The 22,891-nt window shown below is 36.9% G+C and carries 22 protein-coding genes; 16 read left to right on the top strand and 6 right to left on the bottom strand.

Annotation, left to right across the window (positions count from 1 at the left end):
- The first annotated feature begins 53 nt into the window (after positions 1-53).
- The 16 genes from amaB (at position 54) to LC814_RS03965 (ending at position 17,388) form a co-directional block, all read left to right on the top strand.
- Positions 54-1,604, top strand: coding sequence for an L-piperidine-6-carboxylate dehydrogenase (gene amaB / locus LC814_RS04040; protein WP_226065080.1), 1,551 nt, complete (start codon positions 54-56; stop codon positions 1,602-1,604).
- Between the two features lie 73 nt (positions 1,605-1,677).
- Complete coding sequence (lat, locus tag LC814_RS04035; protein ID WP_226065079.1) at positions 1,678-3,015, top strand: L-lysine 6-transaminase; 1,338 nt, start codon at positions 1,678-1,680, stop codon at positions 3,013-3,015.
- 118 nt (positions 3,016-3,133) lie between these two features.
- A complete protein-coding gene (locus LC814_RS04030; protein WP_226065078.1) occupies positions 3,134-3,376 on the top strand; it encodes a putative signal transducing protein in 243 nt (80 codons plus the stop codon).
- 136 nt (positions 3,377-3,512) lie between these two features.
- Positions 3,513-5,942: an alpha-ketoacid dehydrogenase subunit alpha/beta gene (locus LC814_RS04025; RefSeq protein ID WP_226065077.1), complete on the top strand. Its 2,430-nt coding sequence runs from the start codon at positions 3,513-3,515 to the stop codon at positions 5,940-5,942.
- Between the two features lie 150 nt (positions 5,943-6,092).
- Positions 6,093-7,484, top strand: a complete 1,392-nt coding sequence (gene lpdA, locus LC814_RS04020) for a dihydrolipoyl dehydrogenase (protein ID WP_226065076.1) — start codon at positions 6,093-6,095, stop codon at positions 7,482-7,484.
- Positions 7,485-7,715: 231 nt separating this feature from the next.
- Positions 7,716-8,492, top strand: a complete 777-nt coding sequence (locus LC814_RS04015) for a DUF3800 domain-containing protein (protein ID WP_226065075.1) — start codon at positions 7,716-7,718, stop codon at positions 8,490-8,492.
- A gap of 164 nt (positions 8,493-8,656) precedes the next feature.
- Positions 8,657-9,484 carry a carboxypeptidase-like regulatory domain-containing protein gene (locus tag LC814_RS04010; RefSeq protein ID WP_226065074.1) on the top strand — a complete coding sequence of 276 codons (828 nt, stop codon included), beginning with the start codon at positions 8,657-8,659 and terminating at the stop codon, positions 9,482-9,484.
- A gap of 160 nt (positions 9,485-9,644) precedes the next feature.
- Positions 9,645-10,235, top strand: a complete 591-nt coding sequence (locus tag LC814_RS04005; RefSeq protein WP_226065073.1) for a DUF6624 domain-containing protein — start codon at positions 9,645-9,647, stop codon at positions 10,233-10,235.
- Positions 10,236-10,608: 373 nt separating this feature from the next.
- The gene (locus LC814_RS04000) at positions 10,609-10,977 is read left to right on the top strand and encodes a DUF1622 domain-containing protein (RefSeq protein WP_226065072.1); all 369 of its coding nucleotides are present in this window, start codon (positions 10,609-10,611) and stop codon (positions 10,975-10,977) included.
- 60 nt (positions 10,978-11,037) lie between these two features.
- Positions 11,038-11,184 (top strand): hypothetical protein, encoded by a 147-nt coding sequence (locus LC814_RS03995; protein ID WP_226065071.1) that lies wholly within the window; start codon positions 11,038-11,040, stop codon positions 11,182-11,184.
- A 124-nt stretch (positions 11,185-11,308) separates the two neighbouring features.
- Positions 11,309-11,875 (top strand): cupin domain-containing protein, encoded by a 567-nt coding sequence (locus LC814_RS03990; RefSeq protein WP_226065070.1) that lies wholly within the window; start codon positions 11,309-11,311, stop codon positions 11,873-11,875.
- Positions 11,876-12,037: 162 nt separating this feature from the next.
- Positions 12,038-12,517 carry an SgcJ/EcaC family oxidoreductase gene (locus LC814_RS03985; protein ID WP_226065069.1) on the top strand — a complete coding sequence of 160 codons (480 nt, stop codon included), beginning with the start codon at positions 12,038-12,040 and terminating at the stop codon, positions 12,515-12,517.
- Between the two features lie 384 nt (positions 12,518-12,901).
- Positions 12,902-13,495, top strand: a complete 594-nt coding sequence (locus LC814_RS03980; protein WP_226065068.1) for a fasciclin domain-containing protein — start codon at positions 12,902-12,904, stop codon at positions 13,493-13,495.
- Between the two features lie 232 nt (positions 13,496-13,727).
- A complete protein-coding gene (locus LC814_RS03975; RefSeq protein ID WP_226065067.1) occupies positions 13,728-15,665 on the top strand; it encodes a S9 family peptidase in 1,938 nt (645 codons plus the stop codon).
- Positions 15,666-15,739: 74 nt separating this feature from the next.
- On the top strand, positions 15,740-16,525 hold the full coding sequence (locus tag LC814_RS03970; RefSeq protein WP_226065066.1) for a patatin-like phospholipase family protein: 786 nt from the start codon (positions 15,740-15,742) through the stop codon (positions 16,523-16,525).
- Between the two features lie 77 nt (positions 16,526-16,602).
- Positions 16,603-17,388: a patatin-like phospholipase family protein gene (locus LC814_RS03965; protein WP_226065065.1), complete on the top strand. Its 786-nt coding sequence runs from the start codon at positions 16,603-16,605 to the stop codon at positions 17,386-17,388.
- Here LC814_RS03965 and LC814_RS03960 read toward each other — a convergent pair.
- The 6 genes from LC814_RS03960 to LC814_RS03935 all read right to left on the bottom strand — a co-directional run bounded on the left by LC814_RS03960 (position 17,372) and on the right by LC814_RS03935 (position 22,861).
- Positions 17,372-17,725: a diacylglycerol kinase family protein gene (locus tag LC814_RS03960; protein ID WP_226065064.1), complete on the bottom strand. Its 354-nt coding sequence runs from the start codon at positions 17,723-17,725 to the stop codon at positions 17,372-17,374. The two genes, LC814_RS03965 and LC814_RS03960, sit on opposite strands and share 17 nt — an antisense overlap.
- The gene (locus tag LC814_RS03955; protein WP_226065063.1) at positions 17,725-19,089 is read right to left on the bottom strand and encodes a M20/M25/M40 family metallo-hydrolase; all 1,365 of its coding nucleotides are present in this window, start codon (positions 19,087-19,089) and stop codon (positions 17,725-17,727) included. The genes LC814_RS03960 and LC814_RS03955 overlap by 1 nt, the downstream gene beginning before the upstream one ends.
- 54 nt (positions 19,090-19,143) lie before the next feature.
- Positions 19,144-20,388 (bottom strand): DUF1015 domain-containing protein, encoded by a 1,245-nt coding sequence (locus LC814_RS03950; RefSeq protein ID WP_226065062.1) that lies wholly within the window; start codon positions 20,386-20,388, stop codon positions 19,144-19,146.
- Positions 20,375-21,355 carry a D-2-hydroxyacid dehydrogenase gene (locus tag LC814_RS03945; protein WP_226065061.1) on the bottom strand — a complete coding sequence of 327 codons (981 nt, stop codon included), beginning with the start codon at positions 21,353-21,355 and terminating at the stop codon, positions 20,375-20,377. Before LC814_RS03945 ends, LC814_RS03950 begins: the two co-directional genes overlap by 14 nt.
- Before the next feature lies 1 nt (position 21,356).
- Positions 21,357-22,421 (bottom strand): 3-phosphoserine/phosphohydroxythreonine transaminase, encoded by a 1,065-nt coding sequence (gene serC / locus LC814_RS03940; RefSeq protein ID WP_226065060.1) that lies wholly within the window; start codon positions 22,419-22,421, stop codon positions 21,357-21,359.
- A gap of 89 nt (positions 22,422-22,510) precedes the next feature.
- Positions 22,511-22,861 carry a 4Fe-4S dicluster domain-containing protein gene (locus LC814_RS03935; RefSeq protein ID WP_226065059.1) on the bottom strand — a complete coding sequence of 117 codons (351 nt, stop codon included), beginning with the start codon at positions 22,859-22,861 and terminating at the stop codon, positions 22,511-22,513.
- Between the last annotated feature and the right edge of the window lie 30 nt (positions 22,862-22,891).

Below are 22,891 nucleotides of genomic sequence, written 5' to 3'. Positions count from 1 at the left end.
TTTTCCTGCCTACAGTAATTTTTCTATCTTTAAGGTCAACTCAAAATAGAATTATGTCTCAAACAAATCAGGAATTTGGAATTGAAAAATCCCTCTATAATTTAGGAATCTCCATGGAGAATAAAGGAGTGTCATCTGGCGGTGATTACTTTGCCAGTGGCGATTTACTCGAAAGCTATTCTCCGACCGATGGTAAACTTATAGGAAAAGTTACCACTGCAAACGCAAGTGATTATGACCGTGTAATTGAAACTGCAAAAAAGGCGTATTTAGAATTTCGCCAAATACCAGCGCCCAAAAGAGGGGAGTTGGTTCGTCAGTTTGGATTAAAGCTTAGAGAATACAAAGAAGATTTGGGAAAACTCGTTTCTTATGAAATGGGAAAATCGCTGCAGGAAGGTTTGGGTGAAGTTCAGGAAATGATTGATATTTGTGATTTTGCGGTAGGATTATCGCGCCAGCTTCACGGGTACACCATGCATTCTGAACGTCCTGGACATCGCATGTACGAGCAATATCATCCCCTGGGAATTGTCGGAATTATCTCTGCTTTTAATTTTCCTGTTGCCGTTTGGTCTTGGAATACCGCATTGGCTTGGATTTGTGGAAACGTCACGATTTGGAAACCCTCTGAAAAAGCACCCCTTTGTGGAATCGCCTGTCAGAATATCATCACCCAAGTTTTAAAAGAAAATAACCTTCCGGAAGGAATCTCAACCATGATTGTTGGTGATCATGAAATTGGTGACAAAATGGTGAAAGATAAAAATGTTGCGCTAATTTCCTTCACTGGTTCAACTAAAGTTGGAAGACTTGTTGGTACAAATGTGGCGCAGAGATTTGGTAAATCAATTCTGGAATTAGGTGGTAATAATGCCATTATTTTTACAGAAAACGCAGACTTGAATATGTCAATTATCGGCGCGGTATTCGGCGCGGTAGGAACGGCAGGTCAACGATGTACGTCAACCCGACGACTGATTATTCATGAGTCTATTTTCGATGATGTGAAAAATCGTTTGGTAAAAGCGTATGGACAATTGAAAATCGGAAATCCTTTAGATGAAAATAATCACGTTGGACCTTTGATCGATAAACAAGCGGTTCAGCAATATTTGGACTCCATTGAAAAATGCAAAAAAGAAGGTGGCACATTCGTGGTTGAAGGTGGCGTCTTGGAAGGCGAAAATTACGATTCAGGGTGCTACGTAAAACCGTGCATCGCAGAAGTTGAGAATTCTTATGAAATCGTGCAGCATGAAACTTTTGCACCGATTCTTTATATCATGAAATATAAAACTTTAGAAGAAGCAATCGCAATGCAGAATGATGTTCCACAAGGTTTAAGTTCTGCAATAATGACGACCGATATGCGTCAAGCAGAATTATTCCTTTCACAAAACGGTTCCGATTGTGGAATTGCGAATGTTAATATCGGAACTTCCGGAGCAGAAATCGGTGGTGCTTTCGGTGGTGAAAAAGAAACCGGCGGCGGTAGAGAATCGGGTTCTGATGTTTGGAAATATTATATGCGCAGACAAACCAATACCATTAATTATACGGACAGTGTACCTCTAGCACAAGGAATTAAATTTGACTTATAACAATAAATAAATCTAAATAATTGTGAGGAATTAGAAATCTAATAACTCATCTCTAACTTCTAACTTCTAAAAAATGAACAACGCAATAGCTTCTCATCCACAGCCCACAAATGAAGTCAAACAAACCCTCGCAAGACATATGCTTGCCGACGGTTTTGATTTCGTGATGGATTTCGAAAAATCCCACGGCTCCTGGATTCATGATCGGGTTACCGGTAAAAATTATCTGGATATGTTCTCTATGTTTGCCTCTGCATCGATCGGATATAACCATCCGTATTTGATGGAAAGATCTGCCTGGCTCGGAAAAATGGCAGTTAATAAACCAACTTTAGCTGATGTTTATTCCCAGGAATTTGCAGATTTTATGACCGTTTTCGAAAGAGTTGCCATCCCAAAAGAATTGCAATATTGCTTCTTTATCGAAGGTGGAACAATGGGTGTCGAAAATGCAATGAAAGCATGTTTCGACTGGAAAACGCGCAAGAATTTCGAAAAAGGTCTTGATCTTGAAGCTGGAATCTGTATTCACTTTAAACAGGCATTTCACGGTAGAAGTGGCTATACTTTGAGCTTAACCAATACTTCTGATCCAAGAAAATATCAATACTTTCCAAAGTTTGACTGGCCAAGAATAATCAATCCTCATTTAAATTTCCCTATTACTGAGGAGAATCTAGATGAAACCATTAAACATGAAAATTTAGCTCTTTTAAATATTGAAGAAGCTATTCTTTCCAATCCAAATAAAGTGGCGTGTATCATTATTGAACCTATTCAGGCAGAAGGTGGAGATAACCATTTCCGCGATGAATTTTTTGTTGGTTTAAGAAAATTATGCGACCAGAACGAAGTATTGTTGATTTTTGACGAAGTACAAACCGGAATCGGACTTACGGGTAAAATGTGGGCTTATGAGCACTTCAGCATCGTACCGGATATTATTTCATTTGGTAAAAAAGCTCAGGTTTGCGGCGTACTTGCCAACAAAGAAAAATTCGATGAAATTCCGAACAATGTCTTCCGCGAAAGTTCCCGAATCAATTCAACGTTCGGTGGAAACTTTATCGATATGCTGCGTTTTCAACTTATTTTAGAGGTGATTGAAAAAGATAATTTAGTGGAACATTCCCGTAAAATGGGAGAATTTCTTCTGGAAAAATTACAGTTGCTTGAACAAAAATATCCAACTTTGATCTCAAATGCACGAGGAAGAGGTTTGATGTGTGCCATTGATTTGCCTTCAGGAGAACAGCGTGATGAGCTTCGTGAACTTTTATATAAAAATCACCTGATTATTTTATCGTGTGGTGATCAATCAATTCGGTTCCGACCGCATTTAAATGTTTCTAAAGAGGAGCTTCAAATGGCGCTGGACCTCATTGAGGTTTGTTTAAAGAAAATGCAATAGGGGTGTGATACTGATATAAATTAAATGGTTATTCTGCGTTTTGAATAAATTTAATATACAAAACGCCGATTAACCGAATTATTTATGTACCTTTAAGATTCTAAAAATGAAATGAATAATGAAACGAGAAACAAGAGTCCCAGTTTTTGAAAGTGACAAATCAGTACAAGTACAATTGGTAAAGGCTAAACTGGAAGCCCAAAAAATTACAACCTTTACAAATAACAGTTATATGTCTTTTACGACAACGCCTACAGCGACAATGGTAAAAGTAATGGTGAATTTACAGGATGAGCAAAAAGCCTTCGAAATCATCGACGAAATGTTAAAGGAACCCGAATTTAACCTTACGCAAAACTAAAACATCTTCATATTTTTAAATTTTACGTTTTACAGAAATCGAAATCTTACATAAGGTTTCGATTTTTTTGTGCTATTTCTCTCATTTTGAGACCTCTCGATTTCTGAAAATTATTATCTTTGTAAAAATCAGAATTATGGAATCAACCTATATAGAAACTCAGCAAATTTCTTTTCAGGACTTTAAAAACCAAATCCTTGAAGATTATAAGCTTGGCCGTATTTCCCGGGAAATGTCTTATCTCGGCAGAAGGGAAGTCCTAACGGGAAAAGCAAAATTCGGAATCTTTGGTGACGGAAAAGAATTGCCGCAATTGGCCATGGCCAAAGTTTTTAAAGATGGTGATTTTCGGTCTGGTTATTATCGTGATCAAACCTTTGCCTTAGCGATTGACGCGGTTTCCGTAGAAAGTTTTTTCGCTCAGTTATATGCAGATACCAGTATTGAGCGCGAACCCGCTTCTGCAGGCCGACAAATGAATGGCCATTACGCGACCAGAAGTTTGAATGAAGACGGAAGCTGGAAAGATTTAACAAAACAAAAAAATATTTCTTCTGATATTTCTCCAACTGCGGGGCAAATGCCTAGACTATTAGGTTTAGCATTGGCTTCGAAAGTTTATAAAACCGTGAAATTTGAAGGTTCTGAAAAGTTCTCCCATAACGGAAATGAAGTTGCATTCGGTACTATTGGAGATGCTTCAACTGCTGAAGGTCATTTTTGGGAAACCTTAAATGCTGCGTGTGCGTTGCAGGTTCCGATGATTGTTTCTATTTGGGATGATGGTTACGGAATCTCTGTACCCACTCAAAATCAAAGAGCTAAAGCTGATATTGCAGAAATGCTTTCAGGATTTCAAAGAAAGGAAGGTGAAAATCAGGGATGTGAAATTATTCAGGTAAAAGCGTGGGATTATCCGTCTCTTTTAGATGCGTATGCGAGAGCAGAACATTTTGCCCGCACAGAAAGTATTCCTGTCGTTGTGCATGTCGTAGAAGTTACGCAGCCACAAGGTCACTCAACTTCTGGGTCGCATGAGCGCTATAAAAGTGAAGACCGTCTTAAATGGGAAGGTGAATTCGATGGATTATTAAAATTCCGCGAATGGGTTTTGAATTATTCTATTGAAATTGAGGGCACTGAGCAGCAATTGGCAGCACTTGAAGAATTAGAAAAAATAGAATCTGAAGCAAAAAGTTTCGTAAAAGAAGGTCAGAAAAAAGCCTGGGAAAATTATCAGAAAACGATTCAGGATTTAAAACAGTCAGTACTTCCATTGATTGAAAATTTGAAAGCTCAAAATACGGAGGTTGCCGAAGAACTGGAAAAATTTAATAAAGTAGTTTCCGTAGCGAAGAAAGATATTTTTCATTTGGGGAGAAAGTCTTTGTTTTTAACGAGAACTAACCAGACTACAGAAAGGCAAAACCTTCAAAAAAAGTATGAAGAAATTTTTGCTGTTGAAAAAGATAATTATTCTTCCCATTTATATTCGCAATCTGAATGGAAAGCCACGAACGTAAAAGAAGTTGCTCCGATTTTTTCAGACGCTTCTGAAATAGTTGATGGTCGAGTTGTGGTACGAAATAATTTCGATAAAATATTTGCAAAATATCCGGAAACTTTAATCTTTGGTGAAGATGCCGGAAATATCGGTGATGTAAATCAAGGGTTAGAAGGACTTCAGGAAAAATATGGTGATTTAAGAATTGCCGATACCGGAATTCGGGAAGCTACAATTCTTGGACAAGGAATCGGAATGGCAATGCGTGGTTTAAGACCAATTGCAGAGATTCAGTATTTGGATTATATTCTGTATTGTCTGCAAGGAATGAGCGACGATTTGGCAACGGTACAATACCGAACACGAGGCGGACAAAAAGCACCATTAATTATCAGGACTCGCGGTCACCGTTTAGAAGGAATTTGGCATTCTGGTTCTCCGATGGCGGGAATTCTTAATCTGTCAAAAGGTATTTTAGTTTTAGTGCCGCGTAATTTAACGATTGCTGCAGGATTTTATAATACGATGCTACAGACAGATGAACCGGCTTTAATTATCGAATGTCTGAACGGTTATCGTTTAAAGGAAAAACAACCTGACAATTTAGGAGAATTCACTATTCCTGTTGGAAAAATTGAAGTCACTAAAGAAGGTTCTGATGTCACCTTGGTAACTTACGGTTCGACTTGGAGATTGGTTATGGAAGCCGCCGCAGAATTAGAAAAAATTGGAATTTCGGCTGAAGTAATTGATATTCAGTCTTTAATTCCGTTGGATTTAAGTCACGAAATTTCTGAAAGTTTAAAGAAAACCAACAGATTGGTTATTATTGATGAAGATGTTGAAGGGGGTGCCTCCGCATTTATTCTTCAGCAGATTTTAGAAAAACAGAAAGCCTTTAGATATTTAGATTCTGATCCATTAACGATTAGTGCAGAAAATCACCGTCCGCCGTATGGAAGTGATGGCGATTATTTCAGCAAACCAAGTGTTGATGATATGGTTGAAAAGGTTTATGCCTTATTCACGGAAGTAAATCCGACGAAATTTCCGAAAATCTAATAAATAGATATGCTTCGTCAAAGTTTTAAATCTTTGATAGCGTTTTATAAAGAATTAACCCTTTCTGGCTCGTACGAGGCTGAAGGGGTTTTTCATTATCGGTATTAAACCTCAAAAAATTTCCGTAAATTCGCATCAAATTTTTAAAGAATGAATTACGATATCATTGTCATTGGAAGCGGACCTGGAGGTTATGTAACCGCAATCAGAGCTGCACAATTAGGTTTCAAAACTGCAATTATAGAAAAAGAAAGTTTAGGTGGAATTTGCTTAAACTGGGGTTGTATTCCGACGAAAGCCTTATTGAAATCTGCGCACGTTTTTAAATATTTAAAAAACGCAGAACAATATGGTTTAAATGCTGTAGAAAATCCAGGTTTTGATTTTTCAAAAGTTATCCAGAGAAGTAGAGGAGTTGCCACGAAAATGAGTGGTGGAATCGCTTTCCTGATGAAGAAAAATAAAATTGATGTCATCATGGGAACTGCCAAAATTCAAAAAGGCAAAAAAGTTTCTGTAACCGATAAAGACGGAAAAGCAACTGAATATTCTGGAGAACATATTATTATAGCAACCGGAGCGCGTTCTCGTGAATTACCAAATATTCCACAAGATGGAAAAAAAATAATCGGATACCGTCAAGCGATGGTTCTTCCAGAGCAACCAAAATCGATGATCGTTGTTGGTTCAGGCGCGATCGGAATTGAGTTCGCAGATTTCTATAATACCATGGGAACGAAAGTAACCGTTGTTGAATTCATGCCAAACATTCTGCCTGTTGAAGATGAAGATACTTCAAAACACGTTGAGAAATCTTTGAAAAAATCAGGGATTGAAATCATGACCAACGCTTCTGTAGAATCTGTGGATACTTCTGGTAACGGCGTGAAAGCAACCGTAAAAACAGCAACTGGAAACATCACTTTAGAAGCAGATATTTTACTTTCAGCGGTTGGAATCGCTTCCAATATTGAAGGTCAAGGTTTTGAAGAAGTTGGAATCCAAACTGATAAAGGAAAAGTTTTGGTGAACGAATGGTACGAAACATCGGTTCCCGGTTATTATGCAATTGGTGATATTTTGGCAACACAAGCTTTAGCACACGTTGCGTCTGCAGAAGGAATTACTTGTGTTGAAAAAATCAAAGGACTTCACGTAGAAAAAATCGATTACGGCAATATTCCGGGTTGTACATATGCGCATCCAGAAGTGGCGTCTGTTGGTTTAACCGAGAAGCAAGCGAAGGAAAAAGGCTACGAACTGAAAGTAGGGAAGTTCCCTTTCTCAGCTTCCGGAAAAGCTACAGCAAACGGTGATACCGATGGTTTCATCAAAGTAATTTTCGATGCGAAATACGGCGAATGGCTGGGTTGTCATATGGTTGGTGACGGCGTTACCGATATGATCGCAGAAGCAGTTGTAGCGCGTAAATTAGAAACTACCGGCCACGAAGTGTTGAAGTCAATTCACCCGCATCCAACTATTTCCGAGGCAGTGATGGAAGCAGTTGCAGCCGCTTATGGCGAAGTGATTCACATCTAAAATATTCGAAATATTGATATAGAAAACTCCAGTAATTTGCTGGAGTTTTTTTATTAGGGCAACTTAATCCTCCGCGAATTTTTGCTGAGCTTGTCGAAGTATTGCCGCTTTTTGCTTCGCGTCGCTGCAAAAAAAGAGCTCCACTCCAGTCGGATTGCAAGTGGGAACTTTTAAATAAATCTCACTATAATTTATGGAACTTGCGTATATTTGAGAGTTAGCTGTAATTATATGGGACAATTCTACATAGACGATAGTGTTCACGATGAAGCTGGTTTTATAATCGGAGCTTGTGTTTATACTGACATTGACATCAATGAAAAAGTCATTGACATAATTAAGAGTTGTGGCTTCGACCCTAACATTTTTGAATATAAAAGCAGTGCGAACTATTCTAAAGAACCAGAAAAAGCAAAAGTTCGAGAAGAACTAAAAGGATTACTTACTGATAGTTGCAGCCTTGGCATTGTTGTTATTCCAAGGACAAACAGACAGCAACTTGGCTTTGAATGCATAAAAGCTGTAAGACAATTTATTGACAGCAACAAAAGAATTAAAAAACCTACTAGCGTTTATCTTGACCAAGGTATGTTTACTTCAAAAGACAAAGCCGAACAATTGATTTCTTCAATAGATTTCACGGAGTGCACATTTCATTTAGAACAAAATTCAATTGATATAAAAGGTATTCAGGTTGCTGACCTTGCAGCTCATATATCTTCAATACAACTTAAAGACGCATTGGGATTAGTTACAAAAATGGTAAAAGCTGGCGACAACTCAGGCTATGAGCCAGACACGGATTTTGGTCTTGGATTTGAAATGTGGGCGACTATTCGCTATACATTTTTCAATGAAGGTTCTAAACTTTATATTGACGACCCTATTGCTGATGCGATATTGAAAGTTGAACCTTACGGACTTTACATTTCAGACCTTTGTGACAAAAAATTATCCGACATTGCAAGAGAAAAATTTGGTGACATTTATTTAGGATGTATACATTGAAAAGAATAACTACAGCTAACAGGCGTTTGGCAAAAGTGGCGGTTCAGTGCTCCGCAGACAGTTTTGTTGTTAATCACAGTTTGGTTCTCCGCATCAACATTTGTGGTAAAAATCGCCACCTTCGCCAAGCGCCAAAACGTTGTACGTCAGTTTAAAACAAAATTATGAAAATAAAATACGGGATATTTTTTGCACTAATAAATTTTTTTCTTAATGCTCAAATAATTAACGGTAAAATTCAGGCAAAAATTGATAAAGAACCAATTTCTTTTGCGAGAGTTGGAATTTTAGACGAAAATTTTGGGGTTATTTCAAATGGAAATGGGGAATTTTCTATTGACTTAACCAATGTTGATAAAAAGAAGAATTTAGTTGTTCAATTTGGCGGTTATGAAAATTATTCCATTAAAATACAGAATATTAATTCTAAAAATTTTGAAATATCTTTAAATGAAAAAGTTCAAAATATTCAAGCAGTCATTTTAAAGAAGCAAAAATTTACAGAAAAAAATTGGGGTTCAAATTCACACTCACAGAAAATTCTTTTCGCTTATTATCCAGAGAGAACGAACGAAGATAAATCTAAAGAAATTGCTGTTTATTTTGGAAATAATAAAAAGGTAAAAATAAATAAGATAAATGTAAATGTTGCGGAATTAAAAGCAGACCAGCCTCTACAAATAAGTTTTAATATTTACTCATTAAAAGATAAATTACCATTTGAATCTATAGTTTCTGAAAATCTTACAGCAATATTAACAAACGATAAGATCAAAGATGGCGTTTTTACTTTTGACATATCTGATAGAGATATATGGGTTGAAAAGGAGGACTTTTTTGTATCAATGCAAGTTTTAAATTCATTTGGTGGTTATCTGTTTTTAAGTGGTTCATTATTTCATACATTTTACAAAAGAGATTTTTATTCAAAATGGGATAAAATGTCAATTGCTGAACCATCAATAAATATCGACGTAAAAATATTGAAATAAAACCGCCGTACAACATCGAAATGGCAATAATGAGGATGAATCTTAAGTTTAAATATTTTAGATTTTCCGAACATTAATTTATAAAAGATAAAGTCAGTATTTTTAGCCGCACCATCGCCAATACGCAAAACGTTATGTGTAATATTAACCAAAAATAGATATGAAAATAAAAAAAATATTATTCAGCACATTAACCGCTCTTGTTTTAATAATATCAATATTCCTTTATATGAATAGGGATAAATTTGTCTATGTAGGTTCAGTAGATATTATTGAAGTCGATTGCAGCAAAAAACGTCAAATCTTGAGCGAAGTTTTAGAAAGTGACCAAAGGATTAGAAAATCAAATGAATTCATCAAATACGCTAAAGAAGATCATAGGAATCAAGAATTAGTGATTAGCATTATTGAAAAGTGTGGTATGCCAACATTAAAGGAGGTGGGTCAAAAACAAATGGATGCAATCTGGTTGGGACTGCAACACAGTACTAAAGAAATCAGAAAAAAGTATTTTCCACAAATAGAGAATGCGGTTGAAAATGGAGACTTATCTAAACAACAATACGCATTGATGAAAGATAGGATTTTAATGGACGAAGGAAAACCCCAAATATATGGTTCACAAATAGAAAAAGGTAAATTGTATAAATTAGATAATCCTGAAACTGTGAACGAAAGAAGAAAAGAAATGGGAATGGAACCAATAAAGGATTATTTAAAGAATTTCAATATTCAGTTCAATCCGAATTAAAATACTACACATCATACGGTATTCTATTAGCGGATTGGAAGTTCCTATCATCAAGATTTTTGCTAATTGTTCAATTTGTTATATTTATAAAGACCATTTATAAAAAAGTCCCCGCCAACAGAAATAGGCAACCGTTAGCATCAATTCTAGAATATCGCAATGAAATGAATACTTAAGGCAAATTCGAAGAGTACTATAGGACAATAAAGAAAAATAGATGGTATTGGTATTTTTCTATTTTTTGTCGCTTTAGTTTACCGTCTGCATTTATTGCTGCTGATTCCAAACAGTAAAATCCCCTGAAATCGAAATTGAAAATCAAAAAATAAAATTTTACCGGTTTTTTCCCTAAATTTATCTTAAAACATAAATTATGGAAGAAATCCGAAACTACATTGAATACAGCGCGCGTGCTTTAGAAATTTTAGGCATTATTACCATCGTCTTCGGAACCCTTAACGCAATTGGTCAGTTTCTTTTCAATGCGCAAAGCGTTTCGCCACGCTCTTACAAGATTTTACGTCAGGAACTGGGCAAAGCCATTCTCCTGGGTCTGGAAATCCTCGTGGCGGGTGATATTATTGCCACGGTCGTTACAGATCCTACTTTAGAACGGGTGGTTATTTTAGCGATTATCGTCCTGATCCGAACATTTTTAAGTCTTTCCATTCAGGTTGAAATTGAAGGAAAATTTCCCTGGCAAAAAAGAACATCCAGGGAAGATTCCAACTCAGCTGCATAAATTTTAAATCAAAATTTTGTTGTTTACGCACCAATTTCTTTATAAAAAAATATCGATTTTATGTCCGAAAATCATCCGCCTTTCGACGAATTTCCTACTACTTATAAAGATCAAATCTCCTTGAGAAAAATTTTAGATGGTGACCGCTCGGGTTTGGTTGACTGTGAAATCAGATCATTACTTTACCAGCAATTAGTTGCATTTTAATTCATAAAGACAAAATATTTATTTTAACTTCGTTTGGTCTTAGTAGAAATACTTGGTTTCAAAATTAAAGTTGGATTGTTTTTTAACGGATGTGTATAATTTTATTAATTAAAAGTATAAAATCATGAAACGGAACACCTTTCTTGCCTCACTTTGCACGCTGGCAGCAGTACCATTTTTCGGATTTTCAAATTTTCAAAAACTCGCAACGAGAAATCGCAAAGGATTTAAAGTTTCTGCCGGAGAAGGAAGAATTCATGGTCATATTAAACTAAAAGGTGTTAATGCAAACATTCTAGATTTGAAAATTCCAGGTAGTGATACAGATGGAGGCTTAGCTATATTTGAACAAACATCTATATCACAAGGCAAGGGCACGCCTTTGCACATTCACCATTTCCAGGACGAAGTATTTTATGTGATCGAAGGATCTTATAAATTTCAGGTGGGCAGCGATCACTATTTTTTAACCTCGGGTGACAACATTTTTTTACCGCGCAAAGTCCCACATGCCTGGACACAAGTGTCGGAAAAAGGGAAAATGAATGTGATATTTCAACCCGCAGGTAAAATGGAGAATTTTTTTCTGACGATAGCAGCTTTAAATCACGAACCCAGTAGAGAGGAAATGGCAAAAGTTTTTGCCGATAACGAAATGGAAGTGGTCGGGCCGCCTTTAAGTATTGATTAATGACACAAAACTGTAGACAGTATTTTCTAAATTAAATTCCGATAGCGCGGATTTTTTAATCCGTTTTACTCATCAACACATTGTCTCCCAATCATTTAATGTTAAAATTATATTTATTTAAAATCAACATATTGTCCATTCGTGTAAACTAAAAGTTTTCAGATGAAAAAAATACTTCTATTATTCTTGGCTTTAATAAGCTATAGCGGAATAAATGGACAGGCCTCCGATGACTCTTTGAAACAGATTATCCAAAAACAGGAAGCCGACTGGAATAAAAATGATATGAAAGCATTTTCAGAGGCTTTCAGTGATGATGCAACATTGATTAATTTCCTCGGAATGTACTGGAAAGGGAAAGAAAATATTAGCGCTAAGTTTTCCCAAATTAATGACTGTTGCATCAAACCAACTTCTGTTAAATATGAATTGATCGACACTAAATTGATCAACGAAAGTTCAGCAGTCGCTCATATTAAAGAAGAATTAACCGCAAAAAGTGACTATACCATTCCTGGAGGTATTGTAAAAAAAGGTAATATCGATCAGAAGTATATTACCGCTGTTTTTCAAAAGGCAGATAAAATATGGAAAATTATTTCGATGCAGGTCACTCAAATAAGTCTACTGGCAAAACCGTAGTATTCTTCTTCAAAGACATTCGACATGCTTTTCCATTGTAAAAAAAATTTCTTTCATGGAGCGAATTTCTAATTATTGTCTCTCACCAACATGCAGTACTTCAATAATTTACCTTTAAAAAAAATATAGAAAGTACGGTACGTTTGTGTAAACTAAAAACACAAAACTATGAAATTCTTTGATTTTCATTGCCACCTATTTTGAAACAATTACAGCGAATCGCCTACTATTGATGCACATTTTATAGAAACGTCAATTAAGTGGGGGATCAACTGAGATTATTTTAACATTTACAGTCATCGTTAAAAATTATCGGTAACTATATTGAACAAATCATGTTTATCTCTATCTTCGACTACCTTAATTTAACCTAAAATATTGATTATGAAATTCGTAAAAACAATTGGTGCCTTTTTAGTTGTAGGAGCAATCGCAACTTCTTGTGAAAAAAAAGTAGAATCTACCGACATGACTGATGCTACAACAGCAACAGTGGATTCTACAGCAATGGATTCCACAGCGGCAGTTGATGCTCAAAACATTGTAGAAGTTGCTTCTTCAAATCCAGATTTCTCAACACTGGTAACTGCAGTAAAAGCTGCCGGATTAGTTGAAACGTTAAGTGGAGCAGGGCCTTTCACTGTCTTTGCACCTACCAACGCTGCATTTGATAAACTTCCTACAGGAACTGTGGATGGTTTACTGAAACCGGAAAATCTTGACAAACTGAAATCAGTTTTGACGTACCATGTGGTGTCAGGTAAATTTGACGCGGCCGCAGTAATTGACGCAATAAACAAAAACAACGGAAAATACACCGTTACCACTGTTCAGGGCGAGAAAATCGATTTAAGTCTGACAGGTGATAAAGTAATGTTAACCGATGCAAAAGGCGGCACAGCGACAGTTGTTATGGCTGATGTACCAGCTTCTAATGGAGTAATCCATGCAATCGATACAGTAGTGATGCCTAAATAAGTTTTCAAACATTTCATTTATAAACCGTTGTACTAGTACAACGGTTTTTTTTGAATAGTCACCACAATTTTTCATTGTTATTATGTAATCGGTCTTTTAAAAAGTCTTTAAATTTTTAGCTCGAGTTGCGTTAGGTTTTCTTGCTTTAGAAATTACAGTTAAATCAAATTTTAAACTTGTGGTTTTTATTCCCAAATAGTTCTATCTTAACATCAAATTATGATCCATGAAAATGAAATATTTATTCCCGATTTTGCTCTTCTCCGGAACTTCTTTATTTGCCCAAACCAAAAATGATAATGTAGTTCCGAACGAGAATTTAATCGTAGAAAATATTCCGGCAATTCCGAAAAGTTTAAACGATAATATTAAAAAATATACGGAAAGCAGAGGTGCTTACTTTACTGCCATTCATCCGAATGGAAAAGAATTGATTATGGTCACCAGATTTGCGTCCACCAATCAACTGCATCATTTATCGCACGCTTTAGGAAACAGAAAACAAATTACTTTTTTTGATGAGCCGGTAAATTCTGCAGATTTTGAACCTACAAAAGGAGAGTTTTTGGTCTACTCAAAAGACATTGGCGGAAATGAATTTGGTCAGCTTTTTAAACTCGATTTAAAATCCATGGAATCTACATTGCTAACCGATGGCGGAAGATCCCAAAACGGTGGCATACAATGGAAAAAAGATGGGTCAGGTTTTTACTTTTCCTCCACCAAAAGAAATGGTGGCGATCGGGATATTTATTTCATGAATCCTTTAAAACCAAACGACATCAAATTAGTTTTGCAAGTGAAAGGTGGCGGCTGGTCAATTGACGATATATCAGCAGACGGAAATAAACTCATTATCAGCGAATATGTTTCTGCGAATGAATCCTATCTGTATCTGTTCGATGTCAACACCAAAAAACTGCAGCCAATCACCGATCTGAGTGAAAAGCAAATAGTTCAAGGTGGCGCACAGTTTTCAAAAAATTCGGATGAAATATTTTATGTAACTGATCGTGATAATGAATTCAATCGATTGGCGATGATCAATTTGAAAACGAAAAAAATCACCTATTTCACGACCGATATTCCGTGGGAGGTGGAGAATTATACTTTGTCAAAAGATAAATCTAAAATTGCTTTTTCAACCAATGAAGGAGGTCTAATCAAATTATATTTGATGGATACCGCAACTCAAAAATATAATGAAATCAATGGTTTGCCGATAGGTATCGTTAGTGATATTGCATTTACCGATGACGGAAAATCGCTCTTTTACACCCAGTCAACTTATGATTCTTCATCGGATATTTATCGTTTGGATTTAGCAACCAAAAATATTGAAAGATGGACGGACAGCGAACAGGGAGAAATGCAGAAAAGCGATATGGCGCAACCAAAACTCATCGAATGGAAAAGTTTTGACAAGATGAAAATCTCTGGATTCTATTATCCGGCTTCGAAGAAATTTGCAGGCAAAAGACCAGTTCTCATCAATATTCATGGCGGACCGGAAGGTCAGTCTATGGCGTCTTCTTTAGGTTCGAGTAATTATTATACGAATGAAATGGGCGTGGCTTTGATTTATCCAAATGTTCGTGGTTCTTCAGGTTTTGGCAAAACCTATATTGCGAGCGACAACGGTTTCAACCGCATGAATTCTGTAAAAGATATCGGCGCTTTATTAGATTGGATTGCGAAACAACCAGAATTGGACAAAGATCGAATTATGATAATGGGTGGCAGTTATGGTGGATTTATGACTTTGGCAACGGCTTACGAATATGCAGATAAAATAAAATGTTCTGTGGATATTGTCGGTATTTCTGATTTCAATACTTTTTTAAAAAATACTGAGGAATACCGCCGTGATCTGCGACGTGCCGAATATGGTGATGAACGCGATCCGAAAATGAGTGAATTCTTTACCAAGATTGCCCCTTTAAACAACACCGATAAAATTAAAAAGCCCATGTTTATTATTCAGGGAACCAATGATCCGCGAGTTCCTGTAACTGAAGCCATGCAAATGCGTGATAAATTAAAGGCACAAGGAAATACAGTTTGGTATTTAGAAGCGAAGAATGAAGGGCACGGTTTCCGAAAGAAGGAAAATGTAGATTTTCAAAGATTGGCGGTTATTAAGTTTATGCAGGAATATCTTCTAAAATAGAGTTCTGCAATCCCATCTTAAATACTAAACCGCAACATTTTATTGCGGTTTTTTTGTTTTAAATACTATTAGTGATGAAAAGTTACAAGCTTGGGTTGGTACTTTCTGGCGGCGGAACAAAAGGTGTTGCACACGCTGGCGTGATCAAGTTTCTTTCCGAACAGAATTTGCGCCCCGATATTTTGGCCTGTTGCAGTGCAGGTTCAATTGTGGGAACACTTTATGCGGTCGGTAAAACTCCAGAAGAAATTCTTGATTTTTTCAAGTCGGTGTACTTTTTTAATTGGTGGCATTTTACTTTTAATAAACCGGGCCTCATTTCATCAGAGATTTTTGCCAACTATTTACTACCCATTTTCGCGGACATGACGCTCGGCCATCTGCCAATAAAAGTAAAAATTGTAGCGACGGAATTGGTTTCAGGCAAGCAAAAGATTTTTGAAAAAAAAGATAAGATTGTAGATGCGGTGATCGCATCCTGTTCCATTCCCGGAATTATCACACCGTATGTCATCGGGAATGAAATGTACAGCGATGGTGGCGTTTCAGATAATTTTCCGGCTGATATTATTTACCACGACTGCAAGAAATTAATAGGAGTTTATGTCTCGCCGTCTCATAAAGTAGAAGTGTCTGAATTAAACTCTATCAAAGCAATCACCACGCGCGCTTACGAACTGCTTTCGCACCGAATTGAAATGTATAAATTTTCTTATTGTGATTGGTTCATCAGCCCTCAAAAACTCTCAAAGTATGGCATTTTCGAACGGAAATCGAGCCGGTTAGAAGAGATTTTCCAAATTGGATATGAGGCAGCAAAAAATTCCTACGAAGAATGCAGCTATAAATTGATAACATGAAAAGGGTAGCATATCAATAAACTGGTTGAAAAAGAAGAGATTTAAGTGCTGTTTCGTAATTTTGAAAAACTTAAGATATGGAAAAATACAGTCTGGGATTGGTTCTTTCCGGTGGCGGAACGAAAGGCGTGGCGCATGCTGGAGTTTTAAAATTTCTGGCAGAGAAAGAAATTTCTCCAGATGTAGTGGCTTGTTGCAGTGCTGGCTCTATTGTCGGAGCACTTTATGTCGTGGGAAAAAATCCTGAGGAGATTCTTGATTTTTTTAAATCCGTCTATTTTTTTAACTGGCGGCATTTCACGTTTAATAAACCTGGCCTTGTTTCCTCGCTTATTTTCTCCACGTATCTTAATCCGATTTTCGGCGAAATGGTCCTTGGAGATTTAAATAAAGAAATCAAGATTATTGCAACAGAACTGGTTTCGGGGAAACAAAAAATATTTTCTCCAACCGATAAAGTAGTCGATGCGATTATTGCTTCCTGCTCAATTCCCGGAATTACAACACCATATGTTGTTGGCAATGAAATGTATAGCGATGGTGGCGTTTTAAATAATTTCCCTGCAGATATTCTTACGCATGACTGCAAGCAGCTCGTTGGCGTCTATGTGTCGCCTCCGCAAAACGTAGAATTAAGTGATCTTCACTCTATCAAATCAATTACGTCGCGAGCCTACGAACTGTTATCACACCGTACGGAAATTTATAAATTCTCTTATTGTGATTGGTTTATTACGTCGCAAAAGTTAGCGCAGTACGGGACTTTTGAAAGGAAAGCACACCGTCTGGACGAAATTTTCGAGATTGGTTATCAGGCTGCGAAGAGTTCTTTTGATGAAAGTGTCTTTAGTACAAGTATTTAGGATAAATTAATAGTCCGATGATCACTGCCGCAATCACCATGATAAAAACCGAACCAGCTGCAACATCTTTGATCACTTTAATGCGACTGTCGAAATCCGGCTGAATAAGGTCGCAAATCTTTTCCACACACGTATTGAGCATTTCCAGGCTAAGCACGGCAAAACAAACGATAATAATGATTGCTGCGTCCATACCATTGACTTTAAAGTAAAAGATGAGCACCACATTGGCTAACAATGCAAGAAGTTCAATCTGAAAATTTCGTTCATTTCGCAGAATCCAGAAAATACCTTTTAGAGCATTCCCAAAACTGCGATGAATTGGTGGTTTTTTCATTACCAGTTTTTATCGACCATGTAGATTAATTGTCCCATTGCAACTGCACCCAGCAACAATTCCCGACGGTTTACTTTATCAAAAGTATCTTCCTCGGAATGGTGAATATCAAAATATCTCTGAGAATCAGGAATAAGTTCGGCCAAAGGAACACCCAAAGGTTCCATCGGTTCTATATCGGTTCCCGCATACTGGATTTCAAAATTATAAACGCCATATGGCAAGAAAAGAGTTCTCCAGGATTGAATTTGCTGACGTTTTTCCGGGCTCATTACCAAACCGATTCCCCGCGGCGTAAAACCTCCGCCATCACTTTCAATGGCGAAAAGATGCTTCTCATTATTTTTCTTAATATTTTCGGCATACTGATTTCCACCTTTCACTCCGTTTTCTTCATTGGCAAAACAAACGACGCGAATGGTATGATTATTTTTAATGCCGAGTTTTTTAAAGGTTCTTAATACTTCAATACTTTGCACAATTCCGGCACCGTCATCTTGGGCACCGTCGCCAACGTCCCAGGAATCTAAATGCCCACCCACAACGATGACACTTTTGTCTTTATTTCCGGTAATTTCGCCGATCACAGAGTGCGAAAGTTTCTCACCTTTCATGGTCGCGTTGGAATTTAATTTCGCAAATACTTTTTGAGTTTTTAAAGTTTTTTCTAATTCATCAGCACTTTTCGGTCCGATGGCAACAGCCGGAATTTTAACCTGATCATCTTCTGCGTACCGCATCATTCCTGTATGCGGAACGTCATCAAAAGCAGAAGAAAGCGACCGAATGATCACCGCTTTGGCTCCTCTTTTACCAGCCCAGGAAGCAGTCGCACGTCGGTAAATATTCGCATCTCCATATGCCTGTCCTGTCATAATAAATTTTTGATTAAATGGATAATTAAAGAATATAATTTTCCCTTTTACGGCAGCATCTGGAAGTTTATCGAAATCTTCTTTATTTTTTACAAACACAATTTCGGCTTCTACGTCTTTTCCTTTTGTCCCTTCAGAATTTCCTAAGGAAAGCATTTTTAAAGATTTCCACTTTCCATTTCCGTCTTTTATCTGAAGAGATTCTCTGCCGCGTTCCCAAACTGGAACTATGACTTCTTCTTTCCAGACTTTATCGGCGCCCGCTTCTTTCAATTTTAAAACTGCCCAGTCAACGGATTTTTCATAAGCAGCAGAGCCACTTAATCGGTGTCCGATGTTTTGCGTTAAATCGCGTAGGTTTTCATAAGCAGTTCCGTTCACCAACATCTCATCAGAAATATTTTTGAATTGAATAGAATCAGCGTCTTTTTGGGCAAATAAAAATCCGCCCAGAAAGAGCGGAAGTATTTTTATAAAAGAGTATTTCATTTTTTTTATATTGATCACTCAAATTTAAAAAAAAATAATTACAATAAGCAGATATTACTGTTTCATATCGTACATCAATAAAGCAGTGACGAGTTTTGGTTCAATATAAGTACATTTTGGTGGCATGACCGTCTTGTTATCAGAAACTTTAATAAGGTCATTAAAGCTGACAGGATAAATACCAAATCCTACTTTAAATTTGCCTGAATCTACACTTTCTTTGATCGTATTAATACCGTCGATACTTGAATTTCCTTTGATATAAGTGATTTTTTCAGTGGTTTTAGGATCATCGATTCCCAATATATCTTTAATGATGTAATTTTCGAGCAGAAGATGATCTAGATCATTCATTTCACTCTGCTGCTTTCTAAGTTCATGTTTTACATGAAGCGAATAAAATTTACCATCCAAATACATGGAAATATGAAACTTCTGGGAAGGAAAATACGGCTGTTCCCCTTTCTCGTGAATCTGAAAGTTTTTTTCTATTTTCTTTAAAAAATCTTTCGGTTTCAACCCATTGAGATCTTCTAAAAGTCTGTTGTAATCGTGAATTTTAATAGATTGGTTGGATACAATAAAACTATAAACATAATTGTAGAGTTCCGTTCCGTTGTGTTTCTTATTTTTGGTTTTCTGGTTTTTTGCATGAAGTGCCGCGGAACCAATACGATGGTGACCGTCGGCAATATAAAATGAATCAATTTGCTCCAGAACTTCTTTAAATTGTTGCATTCTGAGGCGGTTATCAATACGCCATATTTTATGTCGGGTACCGTTTTCGTCTGTATAATTGAGAATAGGAACGTTCTTTTCTTCGTGATTCATCAGCAATTCTACCTTGGGATTTGCCATGTATGTCAGCAACACTGGTTCTGCCTGAACATTCACTTTATCTAAATAATAAGCCAGGTTCTCTTTGCGATGCGTTAGGGTAGATTCGTGTTTCTTAATATTTCCATTCCAGAAATCTTCTACACTTACAAGACCCATTAAACCTCTGAAAATTGATTTATTTGGAAGTATCTGCTCGTATAAATAATAGGAAGAATTATCCTGAATCAGTTTTCGGTCGGCTAAGAGTTCCTCAAAATTGGTACGTATTTTTCGCAAATTACGGTCTACATCTTTTGATTTGCTCACCACAAAAGGTTTTACCATCTGGATATAGGAGGAATCCAGCTGTGCTTTTTTGTTAATTTCATCTTGTGAGAAATTGTCGAGAGGATGCGTCGGAAATATATCTACGTAATCTTCACTCGGACGAATTCCCCGAAAAGGTTTAAATATTGGCATTCGTTAAATGGAGTTTCTTTTTAATCTCAATAATTTGTTCTGCCAGTTCCCGGCCAATTTTCTCCTGCGCATCGAGGGTATTTCCACCCAAATGTGGGGTTAATGAAAGATTTGGATTCATCAATAATGCCAATTCGGGAGCTGGTTCACTTTCGAAAACATCTAAAGCTGCTCCCGCGATTTTACCCGACTCAATAAAATTCAACATTGAAACTTCATTAATTACACCGCCACGGGCTGTGTTTACAATGTAGATTCCATCTTTCATTTTCTCGAACTGTTCCTTATCAATAATATAATTTTCAGTTGCTGGTGTATTGATACTTAGGAAGTTTAAATCCTGCAGAAAATTGTTCATATCTGTTTCCGAAGTAATTTCAAACTGCATCTTTTGTCCGTCGAAATATTCTAAAAAGAGTGTTTCTGTTTTGGGATTTCTGGTCAGTACTTTTACTTTCATCCCTAAAGAAATTCCCATCTTTACCACTTCCTGGCCGATTCCTCCGAAGCCAATCACTCCTAAATTTTTTCCCTGTAATTCAATGGCGCTGGAGAAAGATTTCTTCAAAGCCTTGAAGTGTGATTCGCCTTCTAGCGGCATTAACCTGTTAGATTCGTGGAGAAATCTTGCTAAAGCAAAAAAGTGAGCAAAGACCATTTCTGCCACTGAACGTGAAGATGCTTTCGGTGTGTTAATTACATATAAGCCTTTTTCGATGGCATATTCAACGTCGATATTGTCCATACCAACACCGCCGCGCCCAATAATTTTTAAAGAAGGGCATTCGTCGATCAGATCCTGACGAACTTTTGTAGCGCTTCTCACCAATAAAACATCAACTTTATTTTCATTTATAAAATTGGCTAACTGTTCTTGGGAAACTTTTGCTTCCAAGAGTTCAATGCCAGCTTCCTGAAGTGCTTCTTCACCAGCTTTTGATATTCCGTCGTTTGCAAGAACTATCATCTTATTTTAAATTTTTCATTACGTCAACTAAAACCTGAACACTCTCAATGGGCAACGCGTTATACATACTGGCGCGGTAACCACCCAAACTGCGGTGGCCATTTAAGCCGTTAATTCCTGCATTTTTCCACGCATTGTCAAACTCCTCTTTTTTGGAATCATCCACTAATTTAAATGAAACATTCATTATAGATCGGTCTTCCTCCACACAAAATGTTTCAAATAAAGGGTTGCGGTCAATTTCAGAATATAGCAATTCGGCTTTCGCGTTATTTCTTTTTTCCGCGGCTGCAATTCCTCCATTATTTTCCAGATGTTGCAACGTCAAAAGAGATGCATAGATAGGAAAAACCGGTGGAGTATTAAACATTGATTCTTTTGCAATCTGTAATGAATAGTCCAGATAAGAAGGAATATCTCGGCCTGTTTTACCTAATATTTCTTTTTTTACAACCACTAAAGTTGTTCCTGCGGGACCCATATTTTTTTGGGCTCCAGCGTAAATCACATCGAACTGAGAAAAGTCTATTTCTCTTGAAAATATATCAGAGCTCATATCACAAACCAACAAAGTATCCACTTTTGGAAACGCTTTCATTTGTGTTCCGTAAATGGTATTGTTAGACGTGCAGTGGAAATAATCATATTCACTTCCTACGTTGTAATCTTTTGGAATATAGGAGTAGTTTTTCTCTTTCGAAGAACCTACAACATCTACGGTTCCCAGTTTTTTTCCTTCTTTAATCGCGCCTGCAGCCCATGTTCCGGTGTCGAGATATGCTGCTTTCCCATTCTCCAATTTCATCAAATTGAACGGAACCATGACAAACTGCAAACTTGCGCCGCCGCCAAGATAAAGAACTTCATAATCATCGCCCAACTTCATTAATCTTTTCACAATAGCACGAGCTTCGTCCATTACCGCTACAAAATCTTTGCTGCGGTGCGATATTTCCAACAGAGAAAGACCGATGCCGTTAAAATCTAGAATCGCTTCGGCCGATTTTTCGAAAACTTCTTGAGGTAAAATGCAGGGACCTGCACTGAAATTGTGTTTTTTACTCATGATAATGATGTTAATTAAAAAATTTTAAGGTCTGAAAACATTACGTAAATAAAGACAAAAACCGCCCTTTACGGAGCGGCATTGTATTCTTATTCGCCGTGAAGAAACGCTTTTTTCTCCAGCAAACTTTCTTCAGATTCTACATGATCTTCATCTGGAATACAGCAGTCTACCGGGCAAACGGCAGCACACTGAGGTTCTTCATGAAAGCCCATACACTCTGTACATTTATCAGTCACTATGAAATAGATGTCATCACTTACCGGTTCCTGTGGCGCATCAGCGTCAACGGTTAATCCGGATTTCATGACTACTTTTCCTTTTAAGGCCGTTCCATCGGAAGCTTTCCAATCTACGGCACCTTCATATATAGCGTTGTTCGGACATTCCGGTTCACAAGCGCCACAATTGATACATTCGTCTGTTATTTTAATAGCCATTGCTACTTTATTTATTTAAATTTGCACAAA

The organism is Kaistella polysaccharea (assembly GCF_020410745.1).
Classification (GTDB): domain Bacteria; phylum Bacteroidota; class Bacteroidia; order Flavobacteriales; family Weeksellaceae; genus Kaistella; species Kaistella polysaccharea.
The sequence above is the reverse complement of the archived record's forward strand: the minus strand, read 5'-3'. Positions and strand labels throughout refer to the sequence as shown.

What these genes read in the sequence shown, in the direction of transcription:
- amaB (WP_226065080.1), top strand. Translation starts at nt 54, where the DNA reads ATGTCTCAAACAAATCAGGAATTTGGAATTGAAAAATCCCTCTATAAT.
- lat (WP_226065079.1), top strand. Translation starts at nt 1,678, where the DNA reads ATGAACAACGCAATAGCTTCTCATCCACAGCCCACAAATGAAGTCAAA.
- LC814_RS04030 (WP_226065078.1), top strand. Translation starts at nt 3,134, where the DNA reads ATGAAACGAGAAACAAGAGTCCCAGTTTTTGAAAGTGACAAATCAGTA.
- LC814_RS04025 (WP_226065077.1), top strand. Translation starts at nt 3,513, where the DNA reads ATGGAATCAACCTATATAGAAACTCAGCAAATTTCTTTTCAGGACTTT.
- lpdA (WP_226065076.1), top strand. Translation starts at nt 6,093, where the DNA reads ATGAATTACGATATCATTGTCATTGGAAGCGGACCTGGAGGTTATGTA.
- LC814_RS04015 (WP_226065075.1), top strand. Translation starts at nt 7,716, where the DNA reads ATGGGACAATTCTACATAGACGATAGTGTTCACGATGAAGCTGGTTTT.
- LC814_RS04010 (WP_226065074.1), top strand. Translation starts at nt 8,657, where the DNA reads ATGAAAATAAAATACGGGATATTTTTTGCACTAATAAATTTTTTTCTT.
- LC814_RS04005 (WP_226065073.1), top strand. Translation starts at nt 9,645, where the DNA reads ATGAAAATAAAAAAAATATTATTCAGCACATTAACCGCTCTTGTTTTA.
- LC814_RS04000 (WP_226065072.1), top strand. Translation starts at nt 10,609, where the DNA reads ATGGAAGAAATCCGAAACTACATTGAATACAGCGCGCGTGCTTTAGAA.
- LC814_RS03995 (WP_226065071.1), top strand. Translation starts at nt 11,038, where the DNA reads ATGTCCGAAAATCATCCGCCTTTCGACGAATTTCCTACTACTTATAAA.
- LC814_RS03990 (WP_226065070.1), top strand. Translation starts at nt 11,309, where the DNA reads ATGAAACGGAACACCTTTCTTGCCTCACTTTGCACGCTGGCAGCAGTA.
- LC814_RS03985 (WP_226065069.1), top strand. Translation starts at nt 12,038, where the DNA reads ATGAAAAAAATACTTCTATTATTCTTGGCTTTAATAAGCTATAGCGGA.
- LC814_RS03980 (WP_226065068.1), top strand. Translation starts at nt 12,902, where the DNA reads ATGAAATTCGTAAAAACAATTGGTGCCTTTTTAGTTGTAGGAGCAATC.
- LC814_RS03975 (WP_226065067.1), top strand. Translation starts at nt 13,728, where the DNA reads ATGAAATATTTATTCCCGATTTTGCTCTTCTCCGGAACTTCTTTATTT.
- LC814_RS03970 (WP_226065066.1), top strand. Translation starts at nt 15,740, where the DNA reads ATGAAAAGTTACAAGCTTGGGTTGGTACTTTCTGGCGGCGGAACAAAA.
- LC814_RS03965 (WP_226065065.1), top strand. Translation starts at nt 16,603, where the DNA reads ATGGAAAAATACAGTCTGGGATTGGTTCTTTCCGGTGGCGGAACGAAA.
- LC814_RS03960 (WP_226065064.1), bottom strand. Translation starts at nt 17,725, where the DNA reads ATGAAAAAACCACCAATTCATCGCAGTTTTGGGAATGCTCTAAAAGGT.
- LC814_RS03955 (WP_226065063.1), bottom strand. Translation starts at nt 19,089, where the DNA reads ATGAAATACTCTTTTATAAAAATACTTCCGCTCTTTCTGGGCGGATTT.
- LC814_RS03950 (WP_226065062.1), bottom strand. Translation starts at nt 20,388, where the DNA reads ATGCCAATATTTAAACCTTTTCGGGGAATTCGTCCGAGTGAAGATTAC.
- LC814_RS03945 (WP_226065061.1), bottom strand. Translation starts at nt 21,355, where the DNA reads ATGATAGTTCTTGCAAACGACGGAATATCAAAAGCTGGTGAAGAAGCA.
- serC (WP_226065060.1), bottom strand. Translation starts at nt 22,421, where the DNA reads ATGAGTAAAAAACACAATTTCAGTGCAGGTCCCTGCATTTTACCTCAA.
- LC814_RS03935 (WP_226065059.1), bottom strand. Translation starts at nt 22,861, where the DNA reads ATGGCTATTAAAATAACAGACGAATGTATCAATTGTGGCGCTTGTGAA.